The organism is Gelidibacter sp., assembly GCF_053579655.1.
This window is the reverse complement of the sequence record NZ_JBMDWE010000009.1, coordinates 12,999-30,379: the sequence shown is the minus strand read 5'-3', so window position 1 is coordinate 30,379 and position 17,381 is coordinate 12,999. Positions and strand designations below refer to the sequence as shown.

Below are 17,381 nucleotides of genomic sequence, written 5' to 3'. Positions count from 1 at the left end.
ATAAAAATAGCGATCTAAATACTGAGGAAGGGTGTAATGTGTTTTATTCAAATGACGCGCAGGATTTTTAAAATTACCTTAAGTAAAATAAGTAAAATCATTATTATTGATGGATTAGTGCCTATTTGTTTGAGAAAAAACTAGTTATGAAGATGTCGATTAATGAAAGGATAGTTGAAATGCCTAGAGTTCATTTTTTTAATTTGCAATGTTTACGTTAGATTCGTGCATTGTTGAACTTTTAAATTGAAATTTTAGTAGGATGCGCAAAGGTATTTTTAGTTTGTTTTTGATTTTTTCAGTTTTCACTTCTTGTATCAAAGAAGATATTAAAAACCACGAAAAAGAGTTATTAAGTTTCATTTTTGAAAGTGCAAACAATCCAGATTATCTACAAAACGATATAAATGGAGTTATTGAAGGATCTACCATACGGCTATTTCTTCCTGAACACGTAGAATTGACCAGCCTAGTGGCAAGCTTTGAGTTTCTTGGGGAAAGGGTTTATCTTAATGGAGTTGAGCAATTATCTGGAATTACCGAAAATGATTATAACCAAGAGCATTATTATGAAATAAAGGCTGAAGATGGAACCATTATTTCTTACCAACTCGTTGTAGAGTATTTGCAATTCACGACTTTTTCTTTCAAAATGGAAGAAAATGAAGGGTTAAGTAGCGATTATGAGGTGAGTCTATCAGGAGATACGCTTCATGTTAAAATGAGGACTGAAATTAGAAAACTTATAGCTTCCTTTGAAACCAATGCCAAAAATATTGAAGTTGATAATAAACTTCAAATAAGTTCAGTTACAGAGAATGACTTTTCCCAGCCCATCACTTATTCATTGAGCTATGATGAGGGAATTATAAAAGACTTTGTGGTTGTAGTGGAGTGGCAAGCTACCTTTCCACAGTTCATCATTGAAACTGAGGGCTCAATGCCTATAGTGTCTAAAGATAATTATTTGCAGGCAAAACTTACAATTGATGGTGCAGGAATTTATGAGGATTTTGAGGCCACTACAGAGATTAGAGGAAGAGGAAATAGTACATGGGGTCGTCCAAAAAAACCATACCGTATAAAATTAAATAAAAAGGCTTCTATCCTAGGATTGAAGGAAGCTAAAAACTGGGTGCTTTTGGCCAATCACTTTGACGAAACATTGATGCTTAATGCTGTAGGTATGAAGATTGGAAGACAGCTTGGAATGAAATATACAAATCATATCATTCCAGTAGAGTTAACAATTAATGGAGAGTTTCTTGGTAATTACATGCTCACGGAGCAGATTGAGGTAGATGGAAATAGGGTAAATGTTAAAAAAGATGGGCAGTTATTAGAAATGGATACTTATTTTGATGAGGACTGGAAATTTAAATCTGCTGCTTACAATTTGCCTGTGCAAATAAAATATCCCAAGCTTAAAGATTATAGTTCGGTGGACGCTGAGAACGAATTTTTTCAAATAAAGTCTGAATTTGAAGAGTTTGAAAACAGAGTGTTTTCATCGAGTTTTCCAAACACAGGCTACTTGGATGCGTTTGATCAAGAGGCTTTTGTAGATTACTTGATTGTTTATATGCTTACTGCCAATAGAGAAATTGGTCATCCAAAAAGCACATTTCTACATAAAGAAAAAGGAGGGAAATATACTTTAGGGCCGATTTGGGATTTTGATTGGGCTTTTTCATTTGATGGAAAAGAAAAACATTTTATGAGTCCAAACGGACCTTTGTTTGGGAATGATAATAGTGCTGGGACTATCTTTTTCAAAAGACTATTAACTGATCCTTCTACAAAGCAGTTATTAATGAAAAAGTGGGCAGATTTTAAATCAAGGCATCTCGCGGAACTGATAAGCTATATAGATGACTATGCCAGATTAATTAAAAACTCTCAAATCAGGGATCGTGAAAGATGGGACATTGGAAGTGTTAACTTTGAAGCAGATGTTATGGAACTTAAAAATTGGGTTAAAAACAGAGCCAATTTCATGGATGGATATATTGCAGGACTTTGATGAAATTTTAAAATTTAGTCTTTGTTGGTGTTACCACCAATTGGTATCTAATTAAGAAAACTCAAAATTCAGAATCATTGTTGTCCGATTAAAGTTGTATTGATCTTGTAAGAATCGTAATCAACAAAGGTCTTTCAACGTTTTTGATCCTCTACCTTCTTCATTTCTCGGTTTTTGAAAACTATTGGTAAAACATCATAATCCATTCTATTTATGAATTTCACCGCCCATGTTTTCAATTAATTACGTGTTTAGTCTTTGTTCTTGGTTCTATCAGCGGAGCGGCGGTTACTGAGCTTGTCGAAGTGTCTTAATTCTTTTCCGGACAATAGTGATTCAGAATATTAATTTTCTTTAAATTTAAATAAACCTTGATAGCCATTTGGTTTCAAGGTTTTTTGTTTTTCGGCCTTTTTTTACTGCGCATCTAGTGTAGGGTAATACATAACTTGCCTTCTTCACTGAAAGGAATGTTCAATCTAAATCCAACTCTTTTATGTGGAGATTCTATAAACTAATGAGTAGGAATTCATAAACTTTAGTAGTGCCACGCTAGAATTTCTTCAGTATTTTTTTTCAGAATAAGACTTGTCAATTTTATTTAGAAATTTTTTAATCTCTATTTTACACATTAGTAGGATGTTATGATTTTTTTTATATATTTACAAACCGACGGGTCGGTTTTTGAATATTGATCTAAATTATTCTGAATTTATTTACGGATATGGCATTGCAAAAAGAAGAGGGTGAACCTAAAATCCCTAATAAGGAACTGATTTTAAAAACAGCTTATAAACTCTTTCTGAAAAAGGGATATCAGTCCGTTTCCATTAAGGATATTATGGAAGCGAGCAACCTGTCAAAAGGAGGTATCTATCATCATTTTGAGAGTAAAGAGGGCATCTTGGTGGCCGTTTTGGATGAGTATTTTTTTAAAGAATTAAGTATAAAGGAATCCGACTTTGAAGGTCTTAATTTCAAACAACGTATCGAAAAAGCATATATGCTAGGGGTAGGTTTGTTTGCGATGGTGGAATCCATGGGAAAGAACGGGATAAAATATCCAATTCAAAGATTGTTTCAATTTCAATTGGAATGTGAAAATTTTCCTGAAATCAGGAAACAGTTCCGCGAAACTTCAATAGCCTATAAAAATTTCATACAAAATATAGTTTCTGAAGGCATTCAAAACAACGAAGTTAAAAAGGATCTAGATCCTGAAACCTTAAGTTATCAAATTGTTGGCATGATTGAGGGGGTCGCCGTCCATCATTCAACTGTTAAAAAAGATGTTGCGGCGATGCTGACTGAAAAATACGAAAAGGTATTTAGAAGCTATTTCAATTTTATCTGTCCAAATCCGTAGAAACTGAAATGAAAAACAGAAGCACATATATAACATTCAGTAGCATCGGTCTTTTATTATGTGGTCTTCTAGTGTTTTTATTTTTATCAAAAAAATCAGATGCTTATACCGATTTAGCACAATTAAATTGCCATTGTCCGCCCGGATTTAAATTGAACGAGGATAATAAATGTATTTCCCAGAATTTATATCTGCAATATGATTCTCCAAACAATGTTGGCGTCGGTGGACTACAAACGGGATTGCCAAAAGTACGTGACGGATTTACCCCACAGGAAATTGATTTGGGAAGGTACCTGTTTTTTGATCCGGTGTTGTCTTTGGATGGCAGTATGTCCTGCGCTACCTGTCATATTCCGGCTAAAGGTTTTAGTGATGGCCTACCTACGAGTATCGGTAATAACAATTTGAAATTAGACCGCGGTGCACCAAGCCTTTGGAATGTCGCTTATTTGAGCCGGCTGTTTTGGGATGGTCGTGCCAATAGTTTAGAGGAACAATTGGAAGGCTCCTTGTTTTCTGAAGAAGAAATGGCCAATAGCCCTGAAAATTTGCTCAAGACCTTAAATGATATTGAGAATTACAGACACTTATTTGCTGAGGCTTATCCAGAAAGAGGAAAGAAAGATGACATCAAGTTAACCGAGATTTCTAGGGCGTTATCCGCTTTTCAAACCTCATTAATTTCATTGAATAGCCGATACGACCATTATGTTCATGGCTACCATGAGGCTTTAAATCCTCAAGAAATTGAAGGCATGAATGTGTTTCGTTCATTTGTGGCCAGATGTGCCGAATGTCATACGCCGCCACTTTTTACGAACCAACAATTTGCCGTTATCGGCACGCCAGAACCCGATGGTTTGCCTTTAGATCCTGGTGCCGAAATAACTTTTAATGATAAGACTATGCGTGGTGCCTTTAAGGTGCCTAGCTTAAGAAATATAGAAAACACCGGACCCTACATGCATTCTGGGAAATTTGAAACCTTGCGCGAAACCGTTGAGTTCTACACCAAAGGCCGGGGGCATGCGGTGCCTGAAGGCGAAGACCTACGAATTCATTGGCATATTTGGGAACCTAACTTAAGCGATTATGAGCTGGATCGACTTGTATATTTTTTAAAAACTCTAACCGACGAATCATTCATGCCAAAAATACCTGACGCCTTGCCTTCAGGTTTAAAAAGTTCCATATAACAAATTTTTAAACCACTAAAACAATGAAATCAACCTTATTTAAAATTATTGGCGGAGCTCTATTAATCGCTCTCGGCGTGTTTTTTGGAAAAATGTTCTTCTCATCTAGTGGCGAAAGTACCGTGCCCATGCCTTCCACCATGCAATATCGAAATGTTGGTCTATCGAGTGATACAACTCAGGTTGCACAACGAAAGGAATTTGCAGGACAAGTGATTGAAGTCAGAAAAGGAGGTTCCATTCAGGAGGCGGTAAAATCGGCTAACCCTGGCGATTTAATTCGGGTTTTCCCAGGTGTTTATTCGGAAAACGTGTATATCGACAAAGATGACATCAGTTTACAAGGTGTGGTTATTAAGGGCGAATGGCCAACATTAGATGGGAAAAAGCAAATCAATGATGCTATTTTATATTCTGGAAATGGCATTCTCATCGAGAATTTTAAAATTATAAATTATAAAGGCAACGGCATTATGGGCCAAGCTGGAAACAATTTCATCATCCGAAATAACTGGATTATTGATACCGGAGTTTATGGCATCTTTCCGCAGTATGGGAAAAACGGATTAATAGAACATAACGTGCTCAGTAAAATTGCTGATGCCGCTATTTATGTGGGGATGTGCGATAATATTGATGTGCTTCATAATGAGGTGTTTGATAGTGTTGCAGGAATTGAAATTGAAAACTCCAGACATTGTTTGGTCGAAAATAACTATGCACATAATAATACAGGTGGGCTTTTAGCTTTCATTACGCCCGGACTTCCAATTAAAACGGCGTTTAATATCATCTTCAGAAACAATTTTGTGGTCAACAATAACCATCCCAACTTTGGAGCTCCAGGATCAACAGTGGCGAGTATTCCTCCAGGAACAGGGATCCTGATTATGGCGGCCGATGACGTGATCGTGGAAGGTAATATCATCACGGGCAATAATAATACCGGGATCACTATCGTCGATTTGGCAAATGGCGATCCGAAAGCTAATGATCCCAATTCAGAAGGCAATCCAGACCGCATCGTTCTTTTGGATAATATCATGTTTGATAATGGCAACGATCCTACAGGCGAAATTAAAGCCATGATGCTAAGCCAGCTTCAATCAAAAGGGCCAGATATTTTTGCTTTTGGCGGCGGCACAGGAAGTACGATCAGAGATAAAAATAGATACCGCACTTTTGGTTTGGGTAATTATGGACAAGCTCAAATTGCCGACACTAAAGAGGTGAAATCGATGATGTTGAACGCTCCAGTAACGCCACGATCTGTTTCAGAGCATGAGTTGGGCGAAATCACCTATTATGGCGTTTGCGCGGGATGTCATGCTTTTGGCACGACCTTGATTGGGGTGGACACTCAGATTATCAAAGAAATTTATGTGGATAACCCACAAGGGATTGTCAATTATATTACCAAACCCTTGAACTTAAGAAAAGATTTTCCTGATATGCCGCCACAAGATTATTTATCAGCAGAGGCTAAAATGGCAGTCGCCGAATACATCTTAAAAATGACTAATTAATAAAAATGAATTCTAACTAATCAAAACTAATTATATGAACAAATTTTTCTTAATCATAACGGTGATTGGATGTTCCGTCACTTCATGGGCCCAAAAAACCGTTTCTGGTCAGGTATTGGAAAAAGATACAAATATGCCGCTCATAGGCGTTACCATCATGGTGAAAAACTCGGATAAGGGTGTCACTACAAACTTTGAGGGGATTTATGAAATTAATGGTATTAACGATACCAATATTTTGGTGTTTTCTTATTTAGGATATAAAACACATGAAGTTTTAGTAGGCGGCCAAACGAGGATTAATGTGTCGCTCGAAACTGATGCACAATTGATGGATGAGGTGGTCATTACCGCTTTAAATATTCAGAGAGACAAAGAATCCCTTGGGTATTCTGTTTCTCAGCTTTCGGCAGCGGATGTCAATGTTGCTAAAGAGCATAATGTTATGAATTCACTTTCGGGTAAAGTTGCAGGACTTCAAATCACTCAGGCTAATACTGGCGTTGATGGTTCAAGCCGAATTTTACTAAGAGGTGTGACCACGATAAATGGCTCCAACCGACCATTGGTGGTTGTGGATGGTATTCCCATCAGTAATGATGCTGGTGGTGGGTCGCAATGGGGAGGCGTGGACCGCGGTGATGCGTTATCCGACATTAATCCCGATGATGTGGAATCGATCAGTGTCTTAAAAGGTGCCGGTGCAGCAGCTGCTTATGGCTCGTTGGGTATGCACGGTGTGATTTTGATTACTACCAAATCAGGGGTCAAAAAGAAAGGGATCGGGATCACGTTAAACTCAAATTACACATTCACAGAAGTGTCTTTAACACCAGATTTGCAAAATGAATACGGTTCCGGTGCGTTTGGTGATTTTGCACCCATCGGCGGAGATGGGCGTCCTATTTTGGATTACCCTTTTTCATGGAGCTGGGGACCTAAAATGCAAGGACAAGCCTATACCAATTGGTTAGGACAACCGGACGTTTTTGAATCTCATGGCAATCCCTACAAGCAATTTTATCAAAAGGGTTATTCAGCTTCTAATTCAGTAGCTTTTGAAGGACAGTCAGAAAAGGGATCTTTTAGAATGTCCATTACCGACGAGAAAAGTCGTGGGATTATTGCCAACAACACCTTGGCAAAACAGACGATTTCTATCCGAGGAAAATCAAATTTGACCGAAAAATTTAGTGTGGATGGTAAAATGACCTACCTAACCTCTAAAGTTAACAACCGTCCAGCATTAGCAGAAGATGGAGCGAACACCGCTTTGCAGTTATCTTTAATGCCGAGGGATATAAGATTAACTGATGTGAAAAATAACACAATCAATGCCAATGGCGAAGAGATTAAGTGGAATTTGGATAATACCTTCAATAACCCCTATTGGTCTCAAAATAATGTGAAAAATATTGATGAAAAAGACCGTTTTCAGGGGCTTGTTTCTGCAAACTGGGATTTGGCGCACAACTTCAAAATCACAGGAAAAACGGGCATGGACTATATCCTCTATGATTATACAAATTATGCCGCAAGAGGCTCACAGTTTCAAAGTAATGGTCTTGGCAATTACGGCCATGATAGCGGCAAAAGTCGCGTTTGGAATTCAGATGTCCTAGCCACCTATAATACCGGTATTTCTGATGTTAGAATGACCCTGAGTTTAGGATCGAGCTATCGAGATGAATACAGTAGCTATGTGAATATTTGGGGGAATGATGCCAAAGTCCCTAATTTTTATCGCATCAGTAATTATAAGAATTCTTATAGTTCAGAAGGCATTTCAGAAAAAGGCGTGTATTCGTTTTATGGTTTAGGACAATTTAGTTATAGAGGCTTTCTTTATTTTGATGCGACCTTGAGAAATGATAATTCATCCGCTTTACCGAAGGAAAATAATTCCTATTGGTACCACTCGGAAAACATGAGTTTATTGTTCTCAAAAATGCTAGGGATTGAATCGAGTGTTTTTAATAAAGGAAAATTAAGAGGTTCTTTTGCTGTGGTTGGTAACGACACAAGTCCTTACAGAACCCAAGCTGTTTACGACGTTGATCAAACCGTTACCTTGCCTTATACCGTAGGATCGATTCCGTCAAGTTTGCCATCTTTTGATCTCAGACCTGAAACCTCAGAGTCATGGGAAGTGGGTACCGAACTTGGATTCTTTAATAATCGCCTGCAATTTGATTTCACGTATTATGAAACCAAAACCAAGGATCAGATTATGGCAGTGCCGATTTCAGGAGCATCTGGTTATGCAACCAAAGTTGTTAATGCCGGTGTCATCGCCAGTAAAGGCTATGAGTTTCAGCTGAACGCGGTTCCTTTTGAATCGGATAATTTTGAATGGAATCTTGGGTTTAACTTTACTAAGAGCAACTCTAAAGTCGAATCCTTAAACGAAGGGTTGGAAAGCATCATGTTGAATTCGCTTTGGCATGTTTCGGTAGAAGCGAGACCAGGCCAAGAATTTGGAAGTATTTATGGCTACGATTATTTAAGAGATAATTTTGGTCGAAAATTAATAGATAATAACGGTTATGCACAAAAAGGCGAGCGCACCAAGTTGGGAACTATAACCCCCGATTGGTATGGCGGAATTGTCAATAAATTCAGATATAAAAACTTTTCAGTGAGTACTTTGATCAGTATTCAGCAAGGTGGGGAATTCTATTCTTATGGACGTGCTTACCGAATGTTTTTTGGAACTGACGCTCGTAGTTTAGAAGGAAGAGAAACGGGAATCATTGTGGATGGGATTAATGAAAACACTGGGTTTGTTAATGAAACACCTTCTGACGCCATGTTGAAACATTACTCGGATATCTTCACGAATGAAATTGCCACGGATCAAATTTTAGATGCGACCAATGTCAAGTTCAAGGAATTGATTTTAACTTATGATCTGCCAAGTTCCTTGTTGAGAAACACTTTTATTGAATCTGGAAGTATTTCGGCCATCGGACGGAACTTATTCTTTTTCTACAACGCTGCTGGCGATATCGATCCAGAAGCTGGTTATAGCAGTGGTCCAACAGGAGCGGCACTTGAGCATTCGTCGCTGCCATCAACCAGAAGTTATGGTCTTAACTTGAAAATCAACTTTTAATCCTGATGATTATGAAAAATATACACAATACAATAGGGAAAATAGTCGTCGTAATGATCTTGTTAGCGTTGCCTTTTTCGTGCCAGCAACGTTTGGACGATTTAAGAGATAACCCAAATGCAGTAACCGAAATTGATGATGCCGCCTTGTTTACTAAAGCCGCCAGAAGTCTGTTTCAGGGCACCACTGATGATTCCGCATCGCGTTTTGCTGGACATTATGGACATTATTTTGTAGCAGGAAGTACCGCGCGACTTCCAGATCAATATGGCGATGGATTTGATGTGCAATACAATCAAATGTTCACGGACATGTACGGCGGCGTGATCAGACATATCGAAGAAGTTTTGGAGATCACGTCTACTGGCGACACCAAAAATGAGGTGCGTCATGCCATGGCCAACGTGATTGCCGTATTGGGATATGCAAAATTGACGGATGCCTTTGGAGAAATACCTTATCTAGAAGGTGGTAAAGGGAAAACTCAAGGTATTATTCGTCCAAAATATGATCCACAGCAAACGATTTATGAAGACATGATCGAAAGTTTATTCACAAGCATTGCCATTTTGAAAACTGCTGATGCGTCAATGGGATATCCTAATTCTGATCCTGTTTTCAATAATGATTTAAAAAAATGGGTGCGTTTTGCCAATAGTGTACGTTTGCGATTGGCCATGCGATTACGAAATGCGGACAATGCCTTATCTAAACAAACAGTGGCGCAATGCTTGACCGAGCCTTTCATGGAAACGAATGATCATAATGCTTTTATGATTGAAACCGAAGGCAACGGTAACAAGTGGTTTACCATGCGTACGGGTTTCCCATCCATTAAAATGTCAACGCTATTGATTAATCAATTGCAAAGTTCTGCTGATCCAAGATTATCGGTATTTGTAAATAAAGATGGCAGTGGCGCGTATAGTGGCATGACCAACGGATTAGACGATACCGCCTTCGGAAATTCTAATTTCTCAACCAAATCAGATATCGGAACGGCGCTATCATCAAAAGAAAGTAAACTATTTGTGATGACGGCATCTGAGGTTTGGCTTTTAAGGGCAGAAGCTGCTTTGGCCTATAATAATGATGCGAGCCAAGCGAATATCTTATATAGAAAAGGGATTGAAACCTCATTACAGCAATGGGACCTCAATGCATCTTCTATCACGGCTTTTATGGCGAGCTCAGCCGCTTCATTGGCAGGCAGCAATGATGAGCTGCAAATCGGTACGCAAATGTGGATCGCCTTGGTGCCAAATTATTTTGAAGGATGGTCGCACATTCGACGAACTGGATTTCCGTTTATTGCCACCCGAACCGCTAGTAATTTGTCGCAAGGTGTAACCAATGGTGTTTTGCCAAAAAGGTTTTTGTATTCTAGTTTTGAATTGAGCTCAAATAAAGACAATGTATTGCAGGCCATTTCAAGACAGGGGGCGAATAAAATTGACACCCCAGTGTGGTGGGATAAAAACTAAATTTCAAAAAATAAAAATATAGATATATGAAATGCCCGATGATGATTTTCAAATAGATTGATAATTTGATTTCGGGTATTCTATCTGAACAATAAAAACAATAAAAAAGAACAGATGAAAACTATAAAAATATTTAGTCTATTAATACTGACCCTATTATTCTTAACTTGTAGCAAAGATGAAGATCATAGTCCTTTAGCTGATTTTCAGTTTTTAGTAGAAGGCACGCAAGTTACTTTTAACGGAACGGTGGCAAATGCGACCACCATTGCTTGGGATTTTGGAGATGGTTCAACAAGTTCTGAAGAAGACCCAGTGTATGCGTATGCAGCAGCTGGCGATTATACGGTGGTAATGACGGTTACAGGACCCAACGGTACATTTTCAGAAACAAAGGTTGTGACTATCCAAGAATCTATTGAAATTTTACTTACGGGAGGCCAGGCCAAACCACAGGGGAAATCATGGCGCCTTAAAAAAGCCTATACTTCGGGTAAAGAAGGAGCGGGTCCGGTAGATAATAGGCTAAACCTTTTTCTGCCTTCATTTGATAATCTTTTGGATGCCGTAGGTTTGGGGGCTTCTTACGAAGATACCTTTACATTTGTGCATGATGGCGCTTATAAAGTAGATAACAAAGATGGACAAAGCCTTATGGGATTAGTCTATGCGATGGTATTCCGAGGCGAGGATATTACCGCGGTTTCCTATGATCCAAATAATGTGCCTTTAGCAAATGTGCTTTATACACCATCTACCGATGCGACTTGGGAGCTAGTGGAAGGCGATTTTACCGTAGATGCCGCTGAAGGTCCAGTTAATTTTACCAACAAAACACAATTGGTTTTAGGCGAATATTTAGGCTTTAAGGACGTGAAGGTTTTAGTGATTTTAAAGGAAATTACTGCAAAAACCATGAACGTGGCTTTGGGGATCCATACGGAGCCTGCGGTATTAGAGCAACCAACGATATTGTTTCATTTGTCATTGGAAGCGTTATAGGTTAACGTCTTGGAAGAATGAATTTTTAAAGAAATAAGATTTTTGGTAATTATATCCCTAATTTTAAGTGGTTTTCGATGGCCCTGAGTATTCGGGACATCGGGAATCGTGTTTAGATTTAAAAATTGATTCCTAAGTTGATTTGATGGATGTTCATCCAGATAGCTCATTTTTTATGAGGGGCAATTCAATGGGATGCAGTGAATTGACAAGTTTTAGTCAATAGATAGAGTAGATGATTTAAATATGAATATTCATAAAGTCGAAGATAAACGCGCATAAAATGATAACCGAAATATTACAACGACAACACGATTTTTTTCAAACGCAACAAACGAAAGATGTTTCATTTAGAAAGAAATCCTTAAAACGCTTACAAGAGGAAATTGTGAAGCGCGAAGATGCTATTTGCGATGCCTTGTATGCAGATTTTAAAAAGCCAAAGTTTGAAACCTTGGCGGCCGAAACTCAATTTGTATTGGCCGAATTAAAATATACACTCAAAAAAATTGACCGTTGGGCGCGCCCAAAAAGAGTTTCTGCCAGTTGGATGAATTGGCCTTCATCCGATTATATTTATAAAGAACCTTATGGTGCCGTGTTGATTATCGCCCCTTGGAACTATCCTTTTCAGTTGGCCATTGCACCTTTAATTGGTGCGATCGCTGCAGGTAATACCGCCGTTGTAAAACCCTCAGAAGTGACGCCACACACCGCTGCTGTGATTTCTGAGATTATTAAAGCTGTTTTTGACCCTGCCCATGTTGCCGTTGTAGAAGGCGGTGTTGCCGTTTCCCAACAGTTATTAGCCGAAAAATGGGATTATATCTTTTTTACCGGAAGTACCCAAGTGGGGAAAATTGTTTATGAAAGTGCTGCAAAGCACTTAACGCCTGTAACTTTAGAGTTGGGAGGAAAAAATCCATGTATTGTTGATGCTACTGCCAATATCGATTTAGCGGCAAAACGTATCGTTTGGGGTAAATTTTTGAATGCTGGCCAAACCTGTATCGCCTCCGATTATATTCTCGTGCATGAAAGCGTAAAAGATAAACTGGTGGACGCCTTGAAAGAAAATATAACCAAATGCTACGGCGAAAACGTGGAAGCCTCGCCAGATTTTTCACGAACGGTCAGTCAAAAACATTATACCGGTTTAAGGGACATGTTGGAAGGGGAAGACATTCTTTTTGGAGGTCATAGCAATGATACAGACAATTACTTGTCGCCGACTTTAGTGAATGAACCGAAAATGAACAGTAAACTCATGGCTGGAGAAATTTTCGGACCAATTCTACCGATAATTTCTTATAAAACAGAAGACGATATCCACACATATATTTCGAATTATGGAAAACCACTGGCGGCTTATGTTTTTTCCAACAATAAAGAATTTCAGGAAAAAATAATCGATACTTATAGTTTTGGTGGTGGCGCGATCAACGATACCGTCATTCAAATTACCAACAAACTTTTGCCGTTTGGTGGCGTCGGGCAAAGTGGTATCGGCGCTTACCATGGCAAAATATCCTTCGATATATTTTCACATCATAAAGCGATTATCAAAAAAGCCAATTGGTTTGAAGCACCCGTGCGTTATCCGCCTTATAATGTGCCGATAAAGTTTGCCAAGAAAATTAAACACCTGTTTTAAAACGTGATATGTTTTTGAAACAAACTACTGAAGTTCATCACAATTATAACTTAAAAAATCTTGACACGAATTTCACGAATTTCCACAAATTCATTCGTGTCCTTAAAATATTGGCCGAAAATCATTTATTATAAATTTCACGAATTCAACAGACTTTCCGTCTGTTTAAATAGCCTTGGCATTTTAGTCCACATATGTTTATTTAAAACCAGATTAACTTTTTATAACCAAATCAACCAGTAAAATGAATAAATTTCAAAAATCAGTAATCTTGTTGTTAATTGGTATTGTATTTACAAGTTGTAAAGACAACAGCGGAACAACATCTAACGAAAATATTTTACCAAGTACAATTACCATCAAAGGTGATCAGTTTGTGGATAATTTCGGCAGACAGGTTATTTTGAATGGCGTTAATGTTGGCAGCAAAAATAAAGAGGAAGGTTATATTTTTAAAGGTGGACCAGAACTTTATGCAAAACTTAAAAAACAGGGCGTGAATACCATTCGTTTTCTCATTATTTGGGATGGATTAGAACCAGAACCAGGTGTTTATAATGAAGCCTATTTAAAAGAAATTGACCAACGCATCGAATGGGCAGCCGCCAATGACATGTTTGTGGTTTTAGATATGCATCAAGATCTTTTTAGTGTAAAATATGCCGATGGTGCACCAGAATGGGCAACGCTAGATGAAGGAAAGCCACATGCCACAGGTGCGGTTTGGAGCGATGCGTATGTGATGAGTGAAGCTGTACAAACATCGTTTGACAATTTTTGGCTCAATAAACCGGCATCGGATGGTATTGGACTTCAAGACCATTATGCAGCTTTATGGAAACATATTGCAAAACGTTATGCAGATAATAAAACGGTCATTGGCTACGATATTATGAACGAACCATTTCCGGGATCTTCAGGCGTTCAATCCACAATGATATTATTAGGTGCTTACGGGCAATTACATTATAAATTAACTGGCGAAATTCTTACAGAGGAACAATTAGGCGCCATGTGGATGGATGAAGCAAGCCGAATGGAAGCTCTTAACGTCATTTCTACAACAGAGAATTATGATTTTGTGATTAGTCAACTTTTCGATTTGATTCACGAATTTGAAACTAAACATCTACAACCGATGTATCAAAAAGTGAGTAATGCCATTCGTGAAGTGGATGCCAATCATATTTTGTTTTTAGAGCATAGTTATTACAGCAACACAGGCGTGGCCAGCAGTATAGAGCGTGTGAAGTTGGCCGATGGTAGCCCAGATCCTTTGGTGGCTTATGCGGCACATGGATACGACTTGGTGGTGGATACCGAAGCAGCAGCTTTGGCGGCTACCGCTAGAGTCGAGTACATATTTAACCAAATCGCAAAAAAGGGCGAACAATTAAAAATGCCAGTTTGGGTAGGGGAATGGGGCGCTTATTATGACAATTCTGAATCTGTAATCCCAACGGCCATTAGTTCGATGAATTTAATTGAGCAGCATTTATTTGGCAACGCCTATTGGTCATATACCAATGACCTTGATAAGATGGCATATTTCAAACAGGTATTACTCCGAACTTATCCGGCGTATACCAATGGGAAACTGAAAAGTTATCGCAATAATTTTGAAGCAGGGAGTTTTATGATGGAATGGAAGGAAGGTGCGACCGACAATGCCGCTACCGTGCTTTATATTCCGCATCTTTCTAAGTTGAAAAATGACGAAGTAAAAACATTTTCAACTGAAAAAATCAAGGACTCCGATGCAGGGTATTTGATTATTCCCGCTATAGGAAAGGGTGGAATTCGGAAACTGGACTTATCTTTTAATTAGTTCGTTGTTTAAGGACGAATTTAGAGGGAATCCAGTACCATTTAAATTGAAATATAGACTTAATAGCCTAGAGTATAGTGTTATATAAATCTTAGGTCATTAAGTTCTATGTCAATATTTCAAGACATTTTCAATTTTTTCTTCACAATATGAATTCATACCTAAATGCTTGCAACAAATTCTAAAAAGACTTTTTTATGAAGTTCCAAATCTAATGTAGGAGCAAGGGCAACACGAACAATATAATCTTTGTCGCCTTCTTTGGTTGTGCCTTGGGTAGAGGTCGCAGGAATTGTCCAATAGCAGCCTTTTAACTGTCCGTAGCTCACACAGAATTTACTTTCATGGGGAATCTTTGTAATCATCAAATGGATTAACTTCAGATTTAAGGCTCTTTTATAAGCTTCTCTTTCATCATCTGTATTCCCTTTGGTTGGAAGATCTAATGAAAACACCGATGGTGTAAAACTTTGATTTGCCAGTTCTTCTGAAACAAAATTTATTTTGGCTCCTGGTAAAACATCGTGAATAAAATTTACAAATTCGCGGGTATTCGTGTACGCCTCCTTAATCCGTTGATTCATTGAAGGCATTTGTTTGGCTAATATTTCATATTGAAGATCTGTAGCTTCGTTGTCGCAAAGGTTGAGGTGTACTTCTATTTTATCCATCAAAGCCTCAGTTTTTGTGTTTCCTACACAATAACCAGCCGTACATTTTCCGCCACTGGGAAACTTCGATCCACTAACATATGAAATGGTTCTGACCGCGGAAAGTATTTCGCCCTCACCTAAAAAGTGAACATTAGGACAAAAAGTTTGATCTAAAATAAAAACAGGATCGATAGCAATTTTACCAGATGCTGTTTTTCGTTCTTTACTTAAAACATTCTTTAGTTTTATAAGATCTGGAACTTCAACTCTAGGGTTGGTTGGAATTTCGGCAATGATGTAAGGAACTCCATCTTCCTGGGCGATTTGAGCTAAAACGGTATTAATACTTTGAACCATGTTGTTGTCTCCATCCACCAATAAATCTACCACTTCCACATTATCAAGACAAGCGGCAACGCGTCGTGCTTGATCATTCGTGCCTCCATAACAATTGGGCGGAACAATGAATTTGATGTTTTTTCCATTATGGTTTTGAAGGGCATCGTCAATAAGGCCCATCATAATCGCATATTGCATCGATAGTCCACTCGAAGCAACGAGTGCTTTTGTATTTGAACCGGTAATCGCTTTGATTGAATTTATGACACTTGTTTTGTTGGTGACTAAATCACTTTGTTTATTAACAAAAGATGACTCTCCAATAAGTAACTTTAGCGCCACCAAACAATTAGCTGGCGTCATGGCAATGGTTTCTCTTCTTCTTACATGTTGGATTTCTGAAATATAACTTTCATTTTTATTACTATTTACTATTATAATACTTCCAAGTTCGGCATGCAAACCGATGACAAAATCAATATTTTGTGTAAGATTTGGAGTTGCGAATGCGTCATCTTGTGAAATGAGAACAGTACTACCTTCAAATTTGGATATTTCTGCTGCATTCTCAACTTTTTTTAATTCAAATTGATAGCCGTAAACGCGTTGCACTACGTCAGCATCAAAAAACTTTGGTAATTCATCTGTATAAAGGATCTGCGTATTTTTATTGTCTAATAAGTTTTTTCTCAGAATGGCCAAAATAGGCGTGGTTTGCGATGAAAAACTGATGACGTTTTCGGAAGGTAGATCTTGCAATTTAGCAATTGTCCATTCCAGTACACAAGATAGGGGATGACCTAATCGAATATAATCGTAAGCCGTCGGTAAGTTATGGAGTGCTGAGGTTTCAGAATTATTGGTCTTGAATAAGTCTTCAAATTGTTCCAGGAACTGCGTTTTGGCTAATGCTTCATCATAAATATCTAGACGATGGGTGGTTAAATTCAACCAGTCTGCTGGCATCTTTTCTAAGACTTCTTGTATATAATCTAGTACTTTACTTACTTCCATAATTCTCAACTTTAAATAGATTGGCAAGATACGCTAATTCCATTTTTTTAAGAAGTGTTACACGACGGATTTATGAACTTGTGCTTGTAGGCTTCCCGATGTTAACTCCTAAACAGTAAAAATTGAATGAGCCTGTGGGAATGTTGAAGGAATTTCCAAGTATACGAGAACTAAGCAA

General features: G+C 38.1%; 10 protein-coding genes. 9 read left to right on the top strand and 1 reads right to left on the bottom strand.

The window, feature by feature from the left end; translation table 11 throughout:
- The first annotated feature begins 262 nt into the window (after positions 1-262).
- The 9 genes from ACOH2D_RS06480 to ACOH2D_RS06440 all read left to right on the top strand — a co-directional run bounded on the left by ACOH2D_RS06480 (position 263) and on the right by ACOH2D_RS06440 (position 15,197).
- Entirely contained in the window at positions 263-2,023 is a 1,761-nt protein-coding gene (locus tag ACOH2D_RS06480) for a CotH kinase family protein (RefSeq protein WP_449534739.1), read from the top strand.
- 724 nt (positions 2,024-2,747) lie between these two features.
- The gene (locus ACOH2D_RS06475; protein ID WP_449534738.1) at positions 2,748-3,389 is read left to right on the top strand and encodes a TetR/AcrR family transcriptional regulator; all 642 of its coding nucleotides are present in this window, start codon (positions 2,748-2,750) and stop codon (positions 3,387-3,389) included.
- A gap of 8 nt (positions 3,390-3,397) precedes the next feature.
- Positions 3,398-4,588: a cytochrome c peroxidase gene (locus tag ACOH2D_RS06470; RefSeq protein WP_449534737.1), complete on the top strand. Its 1,191-nt coding sequence runs from the start codon at positions 3,398-3,400 to the stop codon at positions 4,586-4,588.
- Between the two features lie 23 nt (positions 4,589-4,611).
- Positions 4,612-6,114, top strand: a complete 1,503-nt coding sequence (locus ACOH2D_RS06465) for a parallel beta-helix domain-containing protein (RefSeq protein WP_449534736.1) — start codon at positions 4,612-4,614, stop codon at positions 6,112-6,114.
- A 34-nt stretch (positions 6,115-6,148) separates the two neighbouring features.
- Positions 6,149-9,229 (top strand): SusC/RagA family TonB-linked outer membrane protein, encoded by a 3,081-nt coding sequence (locus tag ACOH2D_RS06460; protein WP_449534735.1) that lies wholly within the window; start codon positions 6,149-6,151, stop codon positions 9,227-9,229.
- 11 nt (positions 9,230-9,240) lie between these two features.
- Positions 9,241-10,713 (top strand): SusD/RagB family nutrient-binding outer membrane lipoprotein, encoded by a 1,473-nt coding sequence (locus tag ACOH2D_RS06455; RefSeq protein WP_449534734.1) that lies wholly within the window; start codon positions 9,241-9,243, stop codon positions 10,711-10,713.
- A gap of 114 nt (positions 10,714-10,827) precedes the next feature.
- Positions 10,828-11,715 carry a PKD domain-containing protein gene (locus tag ACOH2D_RS06450; protein WP_348035978.1) on the top strand — a complete coding sequence of 296 codons (888 nt, stop codon included), beginning with the start codon at positions 10,828-10,830 and terminating at the stop codon, positions 11,713-11,715.
- 283 nt (positions 11,716-11,998) lie between these two features.
- The gene (locus ACOH2D_RS06445; protein WP_449534733.1) at positions 11,999-13,369 is read left to right on the top strand and encodes an aldehyde dehydrogenase; all 1,371 of its coding nucleotides are present in this window, start codon (positions 11,999-12,001) and stop codon (positions 13,367-13,369) included.
- A 244-nt stretch (positions 13,370-13,613) separates the two neighbouring features.
- Positions 13,614-15,197 (top strand): cellulase family glycosylhydrolase, encoded by a 1,584-nt coding sequence (locus ACOH2D_RS06440; RefSeq protein ID WP_449534732.1) that lies wholly within the window; start codon positions 13,614-13,616, stop codon positions 15,195-15,197.
- 161 nt (positions 15,198-15,358) lie between these two features.
- On the opposite strand, the gene ACOH2D_RS06435 is transcribed toward ACOH2D_RS06440, so the two are convergent.
- Positions 15,359-17,203, bottom strand: a complete 1,845-nt coding sequence (locus ACOH2D_RS06435) for a PLP-dependent aminotransferase family protein (protein WP_449534731.1) — start codon at positions 17,201-17,203, stop codon at positions 15,359-15,361.
- Positions 17,204-17,381 lie beyond the last annotated feature (178 nt).

What these genes read in the sequence shown, in the direction of transcription:
- ACOH2D_RS06480 (WP_449534739.1), top strand. Translation starts at nt 263, where the DNA reads ATGCGCAAAGGTATTTTTAGTTTGTTTTTGATTTTTTCAGTTTTCACT.
- ACOH2D_RS06475 (WP_449534738.1), top strand. Translation starts at nt 2,748, where the DNA reads ATGGCATTGCAAAAAGAAGAGGGTGAACCTAAAATCCCTAATAAGGAA.
- ACOH2D_RS06470 (WP_449534737.1), top strand. Translation starts at nt 3,398, where the DNA reads ATGAAAAACAGAAGCACATATATAACATTCAGTAGCATCGGTCTTTTA.
- ACOH2D_RS06465 (WP_449534736.1), top strand. Translation starts at nt 4,612, where the DNA reads ATGAAATCAACCTTATTTAAAATTATTGGCGGAGCTCTATTAATCGCT.
- ACOH2D_RS06460 (WP_449534735.1), top strand. Translation starts at nt 6,149, where the DNA reads ATGAACAAATTTTTCTTAATCATAACGGTGATTGGATGTTCCGTCACT.
- ACOH2D_RS06455 (WP_449534734.1), top strand. Translation starts at nt 9,241, where the DNA reads ATGAAAAATATACACAATACAATAGGGAAAATAGTCGTCGTAATGATC.
- ACOH2D_RS06450 (WP_348035978.1), top strand. Translation starts at nt 10,828, where the DNA reads ATGAAAACTATAAAAATATTTAGTCTATTAATACTGACCCTATTATTC.
- ACOH2D_RS06445 (WP_449534733.1), top strand. Translation starts at nt 11,999, where the DNA reads ATGATAACCGAAATATTACAACGACAACACGATTTTTTTCAAACGCAA.
- ACOH2D_RS06440 (WP_449534732.1), top strand. Translation starts at nt 13,614, where the DNA reads ATGAATAAATTTCAAAAATCAGTAATCTTGTTGTTAATTGGTATTGTA.
- ACOH2D_RS06435 (WP_449534731.1), bottom strand. Translation starts at nt 17,203, where the DNA reads ATGGAAGTAAGTAAAGTACTAGATTATATACAAGAAGTCTTAGAAAAG.